The sequence below is a fragment of the Rhodococcus sp. NPDC019647 genome, assembly GCF_044389235.1.
Lineage (GTDB): Bacteria > Actinomycetota > Actinomycetes > Mycobacteriales > Mycobacteriaceae > Rhodococcus_F > Rhodococcus_F oxybenzonivorans.
On record NZ_JBIRXS010000010.1, the window covers coordinates 167,692 to 184,161 of the forward strand.

The 16,470-nt window shown below is 58.4% G+C and carries 15 protein-coding genes; 5 read left to right on the forward strand and 10 right to left on the reverse strand.

Going from position 1 to position 16,470, the window contains the following annotated elements; translation table 11 throughout:
* Nucleotides 1-100 precede the first annotated feature (100 nt).
* From ACH49N_RS19905 to ACH49N_RS19915, 3 genes are all read left to right on the forward strand, one after another.
* On the forward strand, nt 101-1,966 hold the full coding sequence (locus ACH49N_RS19905; RefSeq protein ID WP_358273718.1) for a DUF4012 domain-containing protein: 1,866 nt from the start codon (nt 101-103) through the stop codon (nt 1,964-1,966).
* A 42-nt stretch (nt 1,967-2,008) separates the two neighbouring features.
* On the forward strand, nt 2,009-2,356 hold the full coding sequence (locus tag ACH49N_RS19910) for a CrcB family protein (RefSeq protein ID WP_358273720.1): 348 nt from the start codon (nt 2,009-2,011) through the stop codon (nt 2,354-2,356).
* A gap of 197 nt (nt 2,357-2,553) precedes the next feature.
* A complete protein-coding gene (locus ACH49N_RS19915; RefSeq protein ID WP_397504748.1) occupies nt 2,554-2,760 on the forward strand; it encodes a hypothetical protein in 207 nt (68 codons plus the stop codon).
* On the opposite strand, the gene ACH49N_RS19920 is transcribed toward ACH49N_RS19915, so the two are convergent.
* The 5 genes from ACH49N_RS19920 to rfbB all read right to left on the reverse strand — a co-directional run bounded on the left by ACH49N_RS19920 (nt 2,757) and on the right by rfbB (nt 7,318).
* Entirely contained in the window at nt 2,757-3,275 is a 519-nt protein-coding gene (locus tag ACH49N_RS19920) for a YdcF family protein (protein ID WP_358273782.1), read from the reverse strand. The two genes, ACH49N_RS19915 and ACH49N_RS19920, sit on opposite strands and share 4 nt — an antisense overlap.
* A gap of 114 nt (nt 3,276-3,389) precedes the next feature.
* Nucleotides 3,390-4,715, reverse strand: a complete 1,326-nt coding sequence (locus tag ACH49N_RS19925; protein WP_358273724.1) for a UDP-glucose/GDP-mannose dehydrogenase family protein — start codon at nt 4,713-4,715, stop codon at nt 3,390-3,392.
* A gap of 79 nt (nt 4,716-4,794) precedes the next feature.
* Nucleotides 4,795-5,661 (reverse strand): glucose-1-phosphate thymidylyltransferase RfbA, encoded by an 867-nt coding sequence (rfbA, locus tag ACH49N_RS19930; RefSeq protein ID WP_358273726.1) that lies wholly within the window; start codon nt 5,659-5,661, stop codon nt 4,795-4,797.
* Nucleotides 5,658-6,320 carry a dTDP-4-dehydrorhamnose 3,5-epimerase gene (locus ACH49N_RS19935; protein ID WP_358273728.1) on the reverse strand — a complete coding sequence of 221 codons (663 nt, stop codon included), beginning with the start codon at nt 6,318-6,320 and terminating at the stop codon, nt 5,658-5,660. The genes rfbA and ACH49N_RS19935 overlap by 4 nt, the downstream gene beginning before the upstream one ends.
* 2 nt (nt 6,321-6,322) lie before the next feature.
* Nucleotides 6,323-7,318, reverse strand: a complete 996-nt coding sequence (rfbB, locus tag ACH49N_RS19940) for a dTDP-glucose 4,6-dehydratase (RefSeq protein WP_358273730.1) — start codon at nt 7,316-7,318, stop codon at nt 6,323-6,325.
* 248 nt (nt 7,319-7,566) lie between these two features.
* Between rfbB and ACH49N_RS19945 the strand changes: the two genes are divergently transcribed.
* Nucleotides 7,567-8,667, forward strand: coding sequence for a glycosyltransferase (locus ACH49N_RS19945; protein WP_358273731.1), 1,101 nt, complete (start codon nt 7,567-7,569; stop codon nt 8,665-8,667).
* A 90-nt stretch (nt 8,668-8,757) separates the two neighbouring features.
* Here ACH49N_RS19945 and ACH49N_RS19950 read toward each other — a convergent pair whose 3' ends face one another.
* The 5 genes from ACH49N_RS19950 to ACH49N_RS19970 all read right to left on the reverse strand — a co-directional run bounded on the left by ACH49N_RS19950 (nt 8,758) and on the right by ACH49N_RS19970 (nt 15,031).
* Nucleotides 8,758-9,570, reverse strand: coding sequence for a glycosyltransferase family 2 protein (locus tag ACH49N_RS19950; protein WP_358273732.1), 813 nt, complete (start codon nt 9,568-9,570; stop codon nt 8,758-8,760).
* Between the two features lie 4 nt (nt 9,571-9,574).
* Entirely contained in the window at nt 9,575-10,348 is a 774-nt protein-coding gene (locus ACH49N_RS19955) for a glycosyltransferase (RefSeq protein WP_358273734.1), read from the reverse strand.
* A 343-nt stretch (nt 10,349-10,691) separates the two neighbouring features.
* Nucleotides 10,692-11,771, reverse strand: coding sequence for a hypothetical protein (locus tag ACH49N_RS19960; protein WP_358273735.1), 1,080 nt, complete (start codon nt 11,769-11,771; stop codon nt 10,692-10,694).
* A gap of 303 nt (nt 11,772-12,074) precedes the next feature.
* Nucleotides 12,075-13,595 carry a sugar transferase gene (locus ACH49N_RS19965; protein WP_358273736.1) on the reverse strand — a complete coding sequence of 507 codons (1,521 nt, stop codon included), beginning with the start codon at nt 13,593-13,595 and terminating at the stop codon, nt 12,075-12,077.
* Nucleotides 13,596-14,662: 1,067 nt separating this feature from the next.
* On the reverse strand, nt 14,663-15,031 hold the full coding sequence (locus tag ACH49N_RS19970; RefSeq protein ID WP_358273738.1) for a hypothetical protein: 369 nt from the start codon (nt 15,029-15,031) through the stop codon (nt 14,663-14,665).
* Between the two features lie 444 nt (nt 15,032-15,475).
* Here ACH49N_RS19970 and ACH49N_RS19975 point away from each other — a divergent pair, with 444 nt between their 5' ends.
* Nucleotides 15,476-16,021, forward strand: coding sequence for a hypothetical protein (locus tag ACH49N_RS19975; protein WP_358273739.1), 546 nt, complete (start codon nt 15,476-15,478; stop codon nt 16,019-16,021).
* Nucleotides 16,022-16,470: the final 449 nt, after the last annotated feature.

Below are 16,470 nucleotides of genomic sequence, written 5' to 3' on the forward strand. Positions count from 1 at the left end.
GGCACAATACTTTGCCGAAGAGCCGTCCTCTACCTGAGGTCGGACGAGTATCGCACTTCACGCTACGCTCAGCCCACCGACTAGACAGGAGCCGATCTGCATGGATGACAACGTCACGGGCACATCGGGAGACGAGATTCCTGACCCCCAGGACGCGACTCGCCCAGCAGACACCCCCAGGCGTGTACGTAAGCGCACCACGGTGCGCAGCAAAGCCTACAAACGACGGCGCCGAATTATCGCTGGCGGCTCGGTTGCGGCCCTGGTCGTGGTGGCTTTCGGGGCCTGGCTCGGCTACACCGCCCGCGAGGCACAGGCAAATCTGACCGAGGCTCGGCAGCACGCGCAGCTCGCGAAAGACGCCCTACTGGACGGTAATCCAGTTGACGCAGAGCGTTCGTCGGCAGATGCGGACAAGTACGCGTCCCGCGCTTTCGACAACACCCACTCGATCCCGTGGAGCATCGCGGCGGCCGTACCGTGGCTGGGAAGCCCGTTCGAAACGTCGCAGCAAATCTCGGCCGTCGTAAGGGGTCTCACGTCAGAGGTACTCACACCGGCGGTAGCCGCAGGAACCTCATTGGCCCCGAATGAGTTGATCGCCGCCGGCGGGAAGGTAAACCTGCAGCCACTCCGGGATGCCGCCTCCGTACTGGGCGAGACAGCTGCTGCCGCTGAGCAATTGGATATCGAGGCACAGAATATCTCCGAGCCTGCGTACCTCGACGCTGTTATCGATGCCAGAACCCAACTTCAGGTACAAACCGAAGAATTAGCGAAACTTCTTGGTAACACCGCAATTGCCGCCGAGATCGCACCGGGCATGCTCGGTGCCGACGGCCCCCGCAGCTATTTCATGGCATTTCAGACCAACGCTGAGGCTCGCGGTACCGGTGGCCTGCTGGGTGGATACGGCGTCGTTCGCGCGAATGACGGGGTGGCGCGGGTAGATAGCCTGGGCCGCAACTCCGACCTGCCCATGAACAGTCAACCGCTCGATCTCGGTCCGGAGTTCGCCGCCCAGTACGGCCGCAGCCGCCCCACCACAGATTCGCGCAACAGCAATCTCAGCTCGCACTTCCCGTACGCCGCGCAGATCTGGAAGTCGCTTTGGGCGCAGGATTCGGGTGAGCAGGTAGACGGTGCCATTGCCACCGACCCGGTAGCCCTGAGCTATGTTCTCGGCGCCATCGGACCTGTCACCATGCCGGACGGCGAGGTGATCAGCGCCGACAACGTCGTCGAACTCACCGAATCCACCTCCTATGTCCGCTTCGCAAACGACAACAACGCCCGTAAGCAGTATCTGCAGACGGTCGCCGCGCGTGTGATTGACAAGATGACCGGGAAGATCACATCACCGCAGAAACTGCTCGACGCACTGGGCCGCGGTGTGAGTGAGCGACGCATCGCAGTGTGGAGTGCGCACGCGGACGAGCAGGCTGTTCTGGCGGACACCCCGCTCGGGCACACGGTTCCCGAAGACCCTGCCCCTTTCGCCGGCGTGGTGATCAACAACCAGGCTGGCGGCAAGCTCGACTACTACCTGACGCGCGAGATCGACTACACGGCTGAGAGCTGTGAGGGTGACACGCGACGGTCCACGGTGACGGTGCGATTGACCAACACCGTGCCTTCTGCGGATTTTCCCGACTATGTGGCGGGCACCTTCATCAACACCCTCAACGTGCCCAAGGGCACGAATGTGTCTGCGTTGTCGCTTCTCGCCACCCAGGGCGCGCAGCTCCGGAATGTGACCATCGACGGGAAGCCGACGATGTTCCTCACCGGTAAGGAGCTGGGGCATCCGGTATTCGACACCCTCGTCCCGATCCGTTTGGGCGCCACGACCGAGGTGAAGTACGAGCTGACGGAACCGACCGTGCCCGGTGAGGCGCGCGTGCCTGTCCAGCCTTTGGTGGATGATCCGACCGTGACCGTCAACGTTCCCGTCTGCGGGGGTTGAGCGATCGATACGAAGCTGCGGCCCGCCACACTGCTCGCCGTCATGGTGGGTGGCGCGGTGGGCGCCGCTGCGCGTTATCAGTTGTGGCGCTGGTGGCCTGATGATATCGACGAGTTTCCGTGCACCACCTTCGCGATCAACGTGATGGGTTGCTTCATCTTCGGATTGCTGTTCGTCGTCATTCCGGCCAGCGCGCACGGCACCATTGCGCTGATTCGCCCCTTCCTGCTTTTCGGTGTCATGAGCGGCTTCACCACATTCAGCTTCTTCGCGGTGCAAGGCGTCACGCTCACGTCTCCCCGTGTGGGCGTGGCGTATCTCCTGGTCACACCCTTGGCCGCGCTGGCTGCGGCAATGGTGGGTGCGCGCGTAGGGCGGCTGTCCCGGTGAACGTTTCGACTTCGGCTCACTTCGGATGGTGGGTAGCCGTGGGTGGCGCCTTGGGAGCGGCGCTGTATTATCTCGCCATTACCGTGGGCGGCCCGGCCGTAGGAGTACGTCGTCTCACCGTGGCACTAGCCATGTGTGTTTGCGCTGTCTTGGGCATCGTCGTTGCTTCCGGGCGTCATGGTGATGGTTACGCCTTGGTGGGCGTTGGTCTTCTTGGTTCCGTCGTACCCTTCACCGCTGTGGTCGCGGCAGTGGTGGACCGGGTTCCGCAACAGCCGTGGCGTCGCAAGGCGATACTGGCGGCGTGGACAGTTCTGGCGGGTGTATCGATGGCGATTCTGGGTTACATTCTGGCGGACGTCAGCAGCATCGCATTCGAGAAGCTCCCGGGTCAGACCCACTAGCACGAACCCTGTACGAAGGCCTTGGCGAATCCGACTGTTTGATAGAGATATACGTATTCCCATTCGGCCAGACTCAAATTGTACGCGCGCGGGACGGGACGCATAATTATCTCCCCATCGAAACACTGAGAGAAGATGTATCGCGCTCGCGGTAGGTGGTATTGCCAACTGACTACCAGGACGCTGTTCCACCCATGCTGTTCGGCGAGTTGGCGGGTGAATTGCGCTTCCCCTCGTGTGGTTTCGGGAACCGGTGGGATACAACTAATGGTGAATCGAGTGTCCTTAGTAGCGCAGAATACTGCCATCCTCTGGTTCCTGGCCCCGTAGGCATTCGACAGCACCACGGTTCTTGACACACCACTTCTTGCGAGCTCCATCGCGTATTCCTCGCGCCCATCGTGCTCGCCACCGAGCACGATAATCGCATCGACCGGTTTCACGGGGTCGATGCGAGACTTGGAGTAGACGAAATAGCCCATCCCACCGAGACCAGCAACGGCGAGCCCGAACATATGAACCGCGGCGACCAATACAAAAATGAACCGCTGCAACAACTTTACCTACTCCACACCATCGCGCGGATCGGCCACACAAGTCACACTGCCGACATACCGCTGCACTCCACGCTACGGACGTCCCAATCCGCGGTACGACCATCCCTCGTCCCGCCATTGCTGTGGATCAAGGCAGTTTCGTCCGTCGATGAGTACGCGCTTGCGCACCACCGCGTCGAGGTCCCCCGGCTGCAATTTCTTGAACTCAGGCCACTCCGTCAGAACAAGAATCACATCCGCGCCCTCGCAGGCGTCCAACGCGGTCTTCGCGTAACTGAGTGTCGGAAACAATGCTTGAGAATTTTCCATCGCTCGGGGGTCGTACACAGTGACTGCAGCGCCTTGAAGTTGAATCTGTCCAGCGACGTTAAGGGCTGGCGAGTCGCGCACGTCATCTGAGTCGGGTTTGAACGCAGCTCCGAGCACTGCGACACGTGCTCCAAGCAATGACCCGCAGGCTTCGCGGGCCAGTTCGACCATACGGGTGCGACGCCTCATATTGATGTTGTCGACTTCGCGTAGGAACGTGAGGGCCTGATCTGCACCGAGTTCTCCCGCACGTGCCATAAAGGCCCGGATGTCTTTGGGCAGGCAGCCCCCTCCGAATCCGACCCCGGCATTCAGAAATCGGCGACCGATCCGCGCATCATGGCCGATCGCGTCCGCCAACACCGTGACGTCTGCGCCCGCCGCCTCACAGACCTCGGAAATTGCGTTAATGAAGGAAATCTTCGTCGCCAAGAAAGCATTCGCTGACGTCTTGACGAGTTCAGCCGTCGCCAGGTCCGTGACGATAAAAGGAATATCTTCGTCAAGAAGTGTTGAGTAGACCTCGCGCGCAACATCCTCGGCGCGTCCCGGACGATCGCGGTCGACTCCCAGGACTAGGCGGTCAGGATGCAGAGTGTCCTGAACCGCGAATCCCTCTCGGAGAAACTCCGGATTCCAGGCCACCTCTAGGTCGTTCCCCGCTGGCGACAGCTTCCGCGCCAATTCACCCAACCGATTGGCGGTACCCACAGGAACGGTCGACTTGCCGAAGATCACTGCGGGGGAGGTGATTAATGGCGCCAAACCGGCGATAACGGCGTCGACGTATTTCAGGTCGGCGGCGAACTCGCCTTTCTTCTGCGGGGTTCCGACACCAAGAAAGTGGACGTCCGCAAAATTCGCTGCCTCGTCATAAGAAGAAGTGAAACGCAGTCGACCTGCAGCAATATTGCGTTGCAACACTTCCTCGAGACCCGGCTCATAGAATGGCAGTTCTCCGACTTCTAGCTTGGCTAGTTTTGCAGAATCGACGTCCACACCAAGGACGTCGTGCCCGAGTTCCGCCATGCAAGCAGCATGCGTGGCCCCTAGGTAGCCGGTCCCAAAGACAGCGATACGAGTGGTCATTGTGCTCTTTCAGTTGTGATCGTCGATCGTCGTGATCGACATAGCGGCTCCGAACTCTCGTCAGGCGGGAAGTCTCGCTCTACCTCTGCTCGAGCAACTCCAACAGGTAGCGCCCGTAACCGGATTTGGCCAGTGGCTCTGCTCGCGATCGCAACTCGTCGTCGGAAATGAAACCCTGTCGCCAGGCAACTTCTTCGGGCGCGCCGATCTTGAGACCCTGCCGTTGCTCGATGGTGCGGACATAGTTCGACGCCTCAAGCAGCGAGTCGAACGTCCCGGTGTCGAGCCAGGCGGTTCCCCTCGGGAGAACCTCTACCCGGAGGCGTTCTTGCTCAAGGTACGCGCGGTTCACATCAGTGATCTCGTACTCACCGCGGTCCGAGGGACGGAGATGCTTTGCGATCTCCACAACATCATTATCGTAGAAATACAAACCGGGCACCGCGAAGTTGGACTTTGGTGTTGAGGGCTTCTCCTCGAGCGAGAGTGCTCGGCCACGGTCGTCAAACTCCACCACTCCATAGGCGGATGGATCCGCAACCCAATAGGCGAAAATTGCCCCACCGTCCAGGTGATCGAACCTTGCTAGCTGATGCCCGAGGCCGGCACCGTAGAAGATGTTGTCGCCGAGAACCAGCGCGACGGAGTCGTTGCCGATGTGGTCAGCGCCAAGCACGAATGCCTGCGCGAGTCCGTTCGGCTCCTTCTGTGCGATGTATGTGAGGTCGACTCCATACTTTGAACCGTCACCGAGTAGGCGCTTAAATTGTTCGGCGTCGTGCGGAGTGGTAATCACCAGGATGTCACGGATCCCCGCGAGCATTAGCGTGGAGAGCGGGTAGTAGATCATCGGCTTGTCGTAGACGGGTACGAGCTGCTTGCTGATGCCGATTGTAATCGGGTGCAACCGAGTACCGGAACCGCCGGCGAGGATAATTCCCCTCATACCCCGAACTCCTTCACACCAGACATAGAGACGGATTTTTTCCTACGGGTGACTCCGTCGATCCACTCCCTCACTTCGCCGTACCTGGGTAACTGCCCGCTATCCCTTGCCTCGGACAGAGACGGCGCCGATGAATCCTTCTCTGAAAGAGTGAACTTGAGGGCCGATCCCGCCCGCGAGGTCGTCGGCCACTCAATTCCAATTTCCGGATCGAGGGGATTGATTCCATGCTCACGTTCGGGCGCATAGCCGGATGAGCAGAGGTACACGACCGTCGAATCGTCTTCTAACGAGAGAAACGCGTGGCCGAGACCCTCAGGCAAGTAGATAGCGCGGCGATCCTTGTCGTCTAGTAGCACTGAGTCCCACGTTCCGAATGTTGGCGAGCCGACGCGGATATCGACGACTACATCCAGAACCGCCCCCTTTACGCATGTGACGTACTTCGCTTGACCGGGCGGAACGTCCGCGAAGTGGATGCCCCGCAATACGCCCGCGGCAGAGACGGAGCAGTTGGCCTGTGCGAGGTTCAACGTGTGCCCAGCTGCCCTTACGAATGTAGGTTCTTTGAACCACTCAAGAAAAAGCCCACGGTCATCGCCGATCTTCTTTGGTGTGCCTTCCCAAGCCCCAGCTACCTTCAGGTCACGTGTTTCCATAGTCATGCCCCCTGCGCTTGGTACCGCGCCTCAACAGCGTCCTTATCGTTTTCCCACCATCCACGGTTGTCTTGGTACCAGTCGATGGTCGCTTGAAGCCCCTCGCGGAAGTTCGTATAGCGCGGGTACCAGCCAAGTTCGCCACTAAGTGAGGACGAGTCGATGGCGTATCGCACGTCGTGACCGACTCGGTCGGCCACATGATCGAAGTCTTCTGGGTCTCTGCCCATCAATTCTAGGATTATGCGAATGACAGACAGGTTGTCGAGCTCACCGTTGGCACCGATAAGATAGGTCCGCCCGATCTGACCCGATTCGATGATCCGCCAAACTGCCGCGTTGTGGTCGTCGACGTGTATCCAGTCGCGGACGTTCGTTCCGCCGCCATACAGCTTCGGGCGCACGCCGGTGAGAATGTTGGTGATCTGCCGGGGAATGAACTTCTCAATGTGTTGGCGCGGTCCATAGTTGTTAGAGCAGTTCGACAATGTCGCTTGAACACCGAACGATCGGATCCACGCACGCACGAGCATGTCCGAGGCGGCTTTCGTAGACGAGTATGGGCTCGAAGGGTTGTACGGCGTCTGTTCAGTGAACTTTTTAGGATCGTCCAACTCGAGGTCTCCGTATACCTCGTCCGTCGATACGTGATGGTAACGAACACCGTGTCGACGTACTGACTGGAGGAGTGTGTACGTACCGACAATGTTCGTTTGGACGAACGGCCAAGGGTCAACAAGCGAATTGTCGTTGTGGGATTCGGCAGCGAAGTTCACGACCATATCCGATCCAGCGACGAGCTGGTCTACAAGAGCTGCGTTGGCAATGTCTCCCTGGACGAAGCGGATACGATCCTCCACGACGGAGAGCGACTTTCGCGACCCTGCGTAGGTAAGCGCGTCAAGGACAGTGACCTCCACATCCGGGCGATCGCGAACGGTTGCAGTGACAAAATTCGATCCGATGAAACCGGCACCACCGGTAACGACAATCCGCATGGGTCCCCTCGATAGTCAGTTCGGCTGGCGCTGTCCGAGCCAAACGCTGCGAAACCGGTAGAGACAAATCCGGTGGCAACAAGAATCTTACGTCATAAACTCACGGTCCGCGCATCGGCCTCCGGGCAGAGCTGGTCGCGCACATGGCGCCTCACGTCATAGAATCCCAATCGATCCGCCAACGCCTTGAGACGCGGAGTGCGTGTGAAAGCGACGTACATTGCCCAATCGACCAAAGGACAAGCCCCGTGCGCAAATCAGTTGCGATTATTGGAACTCGTGGCTATCCCAGCTACTACGGCGGCTTCGAAACGCTACTTCGACAGTTGGCTCCGTACCTGACGAACAGAGGATGGGATGTCACCGTCTACGGTCGCCATGGATCAACGACGCCAGAAGACCCAAACCTTGATCCGAGGGTACGAACGGTCGTAACGAAGGGCATTGAGAGTAAGTCGCTGAGCACTCTGTCGTACGGTCTAACATCAACAGCTCATGCCTTCCGCCACGCTCCAGATGTCGCTCTAGTCATGAACGTTGCGAATGGATACTGGTTGCCCGCGCTAAAAGCGAAGGGGATTCCCACAGTCATCAACGTTGACGGGATCGAGTGGGAGCGCGCCAAGTGGGGCAGGCCGGCAAAGGCCGTCTTCCGTGGGGGTGCAAACATGACCGCCAGATTCGGTGACCACCTGGTATACGACTCTTCCGAGATCGGCCGGAGATGGAAAAACGACTTCGGGCGAGATGGCATCTACATTCCCTATGGTGGTACCGATCCTGGCAACTTGAATCCCCTCGACAAACTAAGCCATCGTTCCTATGCCCTGATGGTCGCCCGCTTCGTACCAGAAAACACGGTGGCCGAATTCCTCGACGCCGCCGAAACACTGAGCGATCGATGGGACGTCGCGATCGTTGGTTCCTCTGGATACGGGGGCGAACTTGACGACAGAGTCGAAGCTCTCGCCACAGCGAACTCACGAGTCCACTGGTTCGGGCACGTAAACGACGACAGCCTCCTTTTCTCGCTCTGGCAGCATGCTGGCGCCTACTTCCATGGCCACAGCGTGGGAGGCACGAACCCCGCCCTCGTCCAGGCGATGGCGTGCGGAGCACCCGTCATTGCAAGAGATACCGTGTTCAATCGTGAAGTTCTCGGTCCAAAGGGACGGTATGTTGCGCCCGATCCAACGGCAATCGCCGCAGCGCTAGAGACAGTCCTTGCCAATTCCGTTATGCAGCAACAGTTGAGTACGAATTCTCGAACACGGCAGGCTGAGCACTTTACCTGGGACGTCGTGTGCGACAGATACGAACAGACCTTATTGCACGCAAGCATGCAATAGAGCAAACCAAACGCATCGGCGCCGAAAACGCCTGCGATTCCCAACATGACGAACGGTCGGCCCGGCCCTGAAGGAGCACCGAGTTGCCCTTCAGGGGCGCAGGCCCAACAATACGGAATACACTCGAGCCTGCCAGACGCCTCGCGCGCGACGCAACTGTTCGACCCGCGCGCTTCTTCTCAGCTGGCGAATGACTCGGTCATCCTCAAGGGCCGCTGAGTATCCGTCCAAGTGGTCAACGCGGCCGTCAGCAAGATAGACAACTTTCCAACCGGAACGACGAAGCCGCCGGCACATATCGATCTCTTCGCCAAACAGAAAGATCGATCTGTCGAACCACCCGATCTGTTCGAGTGCGGACGTACGAGCAACCATGAACGCCCCATTCACTGCATCCGTCTCGTGCGTTCGATAGTGATGCCGCGTTGGACGCTCAACACCGAAGATACGACCTAACCCGACCGGGTGCGATAGATATCGCGGCAAAGAAGCGTCGTGCTCTGAGGTACGAAACAGTAATCCGTCGACATAGACACGCGGCGACAGAAGACCGACGCCATGATTCTCATCTAAAAAGTCGACACACTTACCAAACACTCCTTTCTGCACGACTAAATCAGGGTTCACCACTGCTACGTATTCGGTCGAAACCAGCGGCGCAGCCGCGTTTACGCCGTTTCCAAATCCCAGGTTCTCCCCGGGTTCGACAATCGTTACGCCTTCACTCGACAAAACTCCAAGAGGATGTCCAGGCGAATTATCCACAATGTAGACGTGCCCAACACTTGGGTCGGCACGAATCGACTCGAGACATCGAGGCAAAACATCACCGGTGCGGTACGCAACTATGATTACATCAATCAAAATCAATCCCTCCTGCAGGACGCGGCCTTCTCCTAACATGTGGTCAGCACGCTTCGACTTTCAGAGCCTCCAGTAGCTCTTCAGCCTTTCCCTTCCAAGTGTGTTCCAACGGGAAATTCTCGGGCAGACGAGTGACTCTTTCTGGACCCGCCGTAAATTGTGATATCCACGATGCTTGACTACTGGCTTCAATTACATGAACGGACGAGAGACCTCTGGTGCCGGCTCCAGCGATGGGCGTCGTCAACACAGGAAGTCCACTTGCGCGGTATTCGTAGGTTTTAATAACGTCGCCACCAACCTCGAATTCACCGACCCTGTGCGGGACCCAGCCGATATCGAACGACTGCAAGAGAACTGGAACATCGGTGTAATGTATATCGCCGAGAAGTTTGATGTTCGGAACTCGCTGCAATGGACGGCGGTACTGCTCGTCCAAGATAGGACCCGCGAAAACGAAGTCAACCTCGGGCAAAGCAGCCGCTACGGCTAACACGAGATCAAGGTCCACTCGATTCCCAATCTTGCCTACGTAGCCCACGGTAATCGGACCCGATGCTAACGATTGATTGGAGAACCGATCCGGATCGCACCCATTCGTAATTAACTTGACATCATTACGTCCAAACCGCCTGGCCAGCGTTGCCGTTCCCTCTGAATTCGCCGTGACGACATCTGCAACACCGAATAATCGGGCGTACGCCACTTCAAGCTGATCCTTGATGGACGAAAAGGCATAATGGATTGACCAATCATCCAACAGGTCAACCACAATCCTTCTATCACCATTGAAAAGTCTGTCCGCAGCATTAGACATCGCAACTAACGGATTCCAGATTATCGCTGGTGTGGACTCCGGAGTTTCAACCAGGTTATACGACCGCCGGGATTGTATCCACCATTTACGCCTATCCCAAGGTCTCGGGATACGCCACGAATATGAGTCGTATGAAGTAGTGTTGAAAGCAGGACTGAACTTCTCACTTCGCGCAGTGAATGGCCGTAGGTAATGAGGCTCCGGCCGCGAACAAACCGCAACGGATCCATGCTCCGACGTGAGACGCCCAAACCACTCGATAAGATGGCCATCGCGCGTACGGTAGCCTTCCGAAAGAAGTTTCTGTTGGCCGTGCATCGGGAATGCGAGCACGCTGATATCGTTACTCAACGAGAACCCTCTCGGATGGAACGGAGTTTCTCCGTTTAGACGAATGAACAAAAAACCATGCGAACAGAAAAACGAGCCACGCAATGTATGACGCAAAAGTGAGTATTGCGGACGCCATCGTCCCAAAATTCGGCGTCAGGATTACGTTTCCTACCACATTGACCGCGGCAATAGCATAGATCACGACTGTTGGAACCGAGTAGCTCTTCAGAGCGAGCATCGACAGATAGTATGGGGCGCTGATAAACATAATCGCGAGTGACAAAGATACGATTGTGGACATTATAATGCTTGGCTCGTAGCGCCCGCCGGAGATAATGCGGCAAAGGAAGACCGATACTGGTGCCAGCACCAGCGCCAGGCCCAAGCTGGCGGCGCCTAAACCGATGCTGCTTTTCTTTGCACTGCCAGAAAACGCCTCACCGACATGTTTGGCCGTGTACGCATTTTGGAGCGCGCGGAAGACGCGGTCAAGTAGGCCATATACCAAAGCGTAGCTACCCAACAGCACGAGATCAGAGGTTCTCTCCAGAATGATCTTGTCGGCGCTCGCAAGAAGCCAGACCCCGAGCGAAATGGCGCTAACCGGTCCCGAGGACACCGAGCTTCCTACCGCCTGCTTCCAGCGGAATTTCGTTGCAACTACGCACATGCCTGCCATGTTCCCGACAAGGATCGAGACCACCGCCGCGTCAAAAGTGGGTTCATGGAAACACGCGAACAGGCCAATCAATACAACCGGCAGAATCGAGCGGAGGGAAAAAATAATGAAGAATGACCCAAATCGTCTCCCTCCAACTTCATGCGAGATCGCCGCCTCGCACGCAACGAAAGAAAGCAACGTTGCGGCAACACACACGCTACGAATCGGGTCACCACTGACGTCGAGAAAGAGTACGCCACATATGAGCATGCCAATCGTCAGCCGCACGAGTTCGCGATTAGTAAAAGCGAATGTGCCAGCGCCATTCGCAGCGTCATGAGATATGCGTAGACCGACTCCCACACCTAAGGCTGCGTTTGCAATTGCCCAAATGGCCGTGGCAACAATATACTGCGCATAGTCACCCACGGGAAGAAGGCGCGTCAGAAGGACTAAAAGCGAAATCGCGCTCAGGCCACCGACTATCTGACACAGTACGGTCTTGTGCGTCGCTAACCTTAGTAGTCGTATGACCGTGGATTGCAGGCCCGATCTCGAATCAACTGTCTTTGTTGTTGCCACGGCAATCATTCCCCAACGGCTATTTTTCGGGTGCTTCCGCGCACAAAGCCGGGCGGGAGACCAATCACCGCCGTGTTGATGTCGGCACCACTCGGGATCTGCTTTCTTTTACGAGGTAAGGAGCCCATCGCTCCGCGTGTGAGGCCAGAGTCAGTATGCGCCATCACCGGCAACCACCGCCTTGAGCGTCTTGCCGATGATCAACACGTCCCCAGTCATCGACCAGTTCTCGACATACGAAAGGTCCAGCCGCACGGTCTCTTCCCACGACAGGTCCGACCGACCACTCACCTGCCACAACCCTGTGATTCCGGGTTTAACCAGTAGCCGGCGCCGAACCGTTCCGTCGTATGCCTCCACCTCTCGGCGGAGGGGTGGACGGGGGCCTACCACACTCATTTCACGGCGTAGAACGTTGATGAATTGCGGAAGTTCATCAATGCTGAACTTTCGCATGATCCGACCGACCTTAGTGACCCTCGGATCCTCGCGCATCTTGAAGAGAACGCCGGCGCCCTCGTTCGACTTCATCAGTGAAGCAACCTGTTTGTCGGCGTCCACCACCATGCTTCGGAACTTGAACATCGGGAACGGTCTACCGTCCAACCCCATTCGCTCAGACTTGTAGAACACGGGACCCTTGCTCGTCAGTTTGATCGCAACCGCAACGGCGAGCATCAGCGGGCTGATGGCGATCAGCGCCAAGATCGCGAAGACAAAGTCGAATCCGGTCTTCATGAACTTCTGGGCGCCGTGGTACTGAGGCTTCTCCACATGTATCAGGGGAAGGCCGGCCACCGGCCGCATCGACAGACGCGGACCGGCAACATCCATCATCCCGGGGGCCACCACCAAATCGACATGGTGAGGCTCCAGCGCCCAGGCCAGCGCGCGCATCCCATCATGACCAAGATGTTCGGTGGCCGTCACTGCCACGGTGTCCGCGCCGCAGAGCTTCAGTGCGCTCAATACGTGCCGTTCGTCCCCGAGCACCGGGATTTCCCGTTCACCGACCACAATGCTCTGCCCACACTCGACCCCACGGCCGGGCGTGCAGACACCTACAACACGGTATCCATCGGCGGTACCACGCGAGAACGACTCCGCGAGGCTTCGAACCGCTCGCTCGCCGCCAACCACCAGCACGGAGGTTTGAAACTCGCCCTGCGCCCGCTTGCGCGCGATTACACGTCGCCAGCACCACCGGCTGATGACAAGCGCCGCCAATCCGACCGGAAAGGCGATGGCGAGGTACAGACGCGCCAAGTCGACTCGGAACAGGAGGGACACGATCGCGATCAAACCGAAGAGACGAATCGTCGAGGAGAAAATTCGTCGGTACTCTTCCGGGCCACTCCCGATCACACGAATTGTGCGGGTCCGGAAGATCACCAAGGTGGCGAGCCACATGATGATCAGTGCCGCGGAGATGAACGAGTAGCTGAGATCCGGGATCGAGCTCGACGACGCCAGAACCTCACGGTCTCCGAACCGAACCCACTGCGCAATCGCGACGGCCGCGATCACGATCAGGGTGTCCGAAATCCTCAGTCGTCGAATGTATGCTGCCTGCCAGTCCCTGCGACTGCCGAACCTTCCGGCCCCTGGCACAGTCGCCGAACCCTCCACACCCACTGCGGGGCTGAGGGGCACATTGAATGCCGTAACCATCACACACCTTCCACCTGAAGCCGTTACGCGCGTTGGCAGCCCGTATGACTTGTGATGTGTGACGGAAAAAGAGAAACCGTCCCCCCGGATTGCTGCCGTCTAAATGATCGCACCCAAGGGCCGTCCGTTACCTATCGAGCGCGGACTGCACCCAGATCGGCCCGGCAGTGCAATCCGGCAGAAAAGTGCTGGTCAACTCGATTTGGTTATCGCGTGCCGCGTCAGAACCGCGCTGCATCGGCCTGGATTGTGAGGCGAATCACAAGCGGCAAGGGAACTTTCGTGCTCGCTACGTTCCGCCTACTCGCGAGTAAGGGTCTAAAGGCCCTTGACTCCAGACATATTGAGCGATTCTGGACCATCGTCCAAGAACGTGGAAGAGATACCCGTCGACGGAGCACGGCACATGTAGCCGGGATTGAGCTTAGTCCGCCCTTCCTTTGTACACGCGGACAATGGAACACAGCAGCGCTTGCGGACGGTGAACGGGATGCGGCCGCCAATCCGGCGTCTATGTCTGTGTTTTCGCGTCTCAGATAGTTCACGGCCGCGTTGAGCGTTCGAAACCGTATCCGTCTTCACGTTCTGCGACCGTCAACAGGTTCTCATTTTGTTTTGCGATCGACGAGGAACAGAAGCGGCAGATTGGATCGAGCGGACTGGCGCGCCACCCGTGGGTTACGGCCGGCCTCGCTCGAGGCCAGCGGAGCCCTGAGGACGACCGGGTGTCGACGTCGCAGACAGCCGGGTACAGGCTCCGCCCGTCCGTCGAGTTAGAGTTTCCACAGGATATGCACAGGCGCGAGGTCTTTAACAAGCATCCAACCCCGGGCATACTCGAAGGGTGTGGTGGTGGATTGTAGGGGCTGCGGTGCTGCTGTGGGTGGTTTTGTCGGTACCGCTCGCGATAATGCTCGGCCGAGCGGCCCGGCTAAAGGATGTGCGGGAGCAGCCGGCCCCGCTGAAGGATGACCACCAACACGATCCGCCAGACCAGACGGTGGCATGAGGCCACGTGCTTCTCACGAGCCAGGCCGGTCAAGCTGGGAACACCCGTCGTTGGGTTTCTAAGCCCCTTCGTGACGGGCGAGCGGGCCGTCACGAAGGGGTTGGTCGATGCGCGCTCGCGCGCGAGCGGTGAGCTCCCAGATGCGGCTGGTCTCATGGACGCCGACACAGGGAACGCCGGCGTCTTGCGCACGTTGCATCATCGCGGAATCCTTCGCAGGCCCGACACCATCCATGACGTCGACCGTCGCGATTACACAGAGGACGTCACCGTTGAGTTCCCGTATCGGTTTCAAACCGTGGGCCGTAACCCACTGCCGTAGCTTCGCCCACTGGGTAACTTCGAGATAACTTGTCGGGTTACCGACGAACAGAACAAGACGGGATCGTCGAGCCCGTGCCACCTCTATCCGGGAAACAGTAGTCATGGTGAGGTTCCTTTCGACGAGCAAGCTCCACGGCGCAGCAGAGGGCTGGGTATGCCGCCAACACATACGTCGTCGTTGACGGCGTGCGTTAACCGGAATCAAGCCCCATGCTGGAGTGCACGGCTTGTCGTCGAATCAACCGACGACCACCATGCCACTCGATCGTCTCGGGGCAACTCACGCTCATCCTTCAGTCGCGCCGCCGAACCGAACAGAACGGCAAGCGGTATCGCCCCGAGTCCCCATATCACGACTATTCCTATGACCCACCACATGCCGTCCAGTATGCCGATAAACATACGTCCGGTCTGTTTATTTGCCAAAACGAGACTTACTACCTAGTTAGGTCTCATTTTGTTACAAACCGCGAGTAGTGGTGTCATACGAAAATTGACGGAGCCGAACGAAGGGTGCTCTCTGCAGGCCGGTGGCACGATCAACTTCGTGAGCGAAAATCGTCCTGACAGAACTGCTCCGAATCGGACCCGACTACAGCGGGTACGGATCGCGTGGCGGAACAACCTCGACTCCAGCGAGCAGTCCGCCGTCGTGGCGTGGACCGCGTTCACCCTGACCTTCGGTGGGGTACGTGCGTTGACCCATTGGATCAAGGACGGGCATGGGCCCAGCAGCGGCGGGATGACACTCGGTGGCCGCCATTTTCACCATTACAACCTCGGGATCTGCGCACTGGCGGGTGTGGGGGCCGTCGCGGTACGCGGCTCCGAGAAGCAGCGACGGCATCCGACCGTTCCCCTGTCGTACGGCGCCGGACTCGCGCTCATTGTCGACGAACTGGCATTGCTACTCGATTTGGAAGACGTGTACTGGGCCAAGGAGGGACGTACCAGTGTCGACGCGGCAGTGATCATCATCGGGCTAGACGGGCTGATGACGGCAGGCCTGGAGTTCTGGCCCGCAGCTCAGCGCGCGATAACTAGCCGCAACCCGCGTGCCGCCAGAAAGCCCGAACTGGGGCTCACACCGTGAGCCCCAGTTCAGAAGAGTCCGACTTATTCGCCGCTGGATCCAACCTCTGACCCGAAAGTGAGGAACTGCGAGATGAAGGCGATCAATTCCGTGAGGCTGCCGAAAGCTGAAGACATTTGCGCTCCTGTCGAGGCGGTTGGCGGGGAACTCTCGATCTGCACCCTGTCGGGCACTCGTTCTTTCTACACGACCAGCCGAACATCGCAACCGCAACGGCCAAGTGCCGCAGTAGAACACGTGGCATTTCATCAGACCCCGGGGACCTTCGACACCGAAATTGGTCTGTGAATACGTGCCGGTGAACGGAGAAACTGCCGGAAAGGTAGTCAGATTCGGCTTCGGCGGGCCGCAATCCTGATTGGGCGGCGGACAAAGAGTCATTATTTAGACCTTCGGTATTTTCTTGCATACGAGGTATCGACCGACGGCTCGAGCCGGGATTCGCCGCT

Coding starts and splice junctions, on each gene's coding strand:
- ACH49N_RS19950 (WP_358273732.1), bottom strand. CDS start 9,570: ATGTTAGGAGAAGGCCGCGTCCTGCAGGAGGGATTGATTTTGATTGAT.
- ACH49N_RS19965 (WP_358273736.1), bottom strand. CDS start 13,595: ATGGTTACGGCATTCAATGTGCCCCTCAGCCCCGCAGTGGGTGTGGAG.
- ACH49N_RS19935 (WP_358273728.1), bottom strand. CDS start 6,320: ATGGAAACACGTGACCTGAAGGTAGCTGGGGCTTGGGAAGGCACACCA.
- rfbB (WP_358273730.1), bottom strand. CDS start 7,318: ATGCGGATTGTCGTTACCGGTGGTGCCGGTTTCATCGGATCGAATTTT.
- ACH49N_RS19955 (WP_358273734.1), bottom strand. CDS start 10,348: ATGTCTAATGCTGCGGACAGACTTTTCAATGGTGATAGAAGGATTGTG.
- ACH49N_RS19920 (WP_358273782.1), bottom strand. CDS start 3,275: ATGTTCGGGCTCGCCGTTGCTGGTCTCGGTGGGATGGGCTATTTCGTC.
- rfbA (WP_358273726.1), bottom strand. CDS start 5,661: ATGAGGGGAATTATCCTCGCCGGCGGTTCCGGTACTCGGTTGCACCCG.
- ACH49N_RS19910 (WP_358273720.1), top strand. CDS start 2,009: ATGGTGGGTGGCGCGGTGGGCGCCGCTGCGCGTTATCAGTTGTGGCGC.
- ACH49N_RS19925 (WP_358273724.1), bottom strand. CDS start 4,715: ATGACCACTCGTATCGCTGTCTTTGGGACCGGCTACCTAGGGGCCACG.
- ACH49N_RS19905 (WP_358273718.1), top strand. CDS start 101: ATGGATGACAACGTCACGGGCACATCGGGAGACGAGATTCCTGACCCC.
- ACH49N_RS19970 (WP_358273738.1), bottom strand. CDS start 15,031: ATGACTACTGTTTCCCGGATAGAGGTGGCACGGGCTCGACGATCCCGT.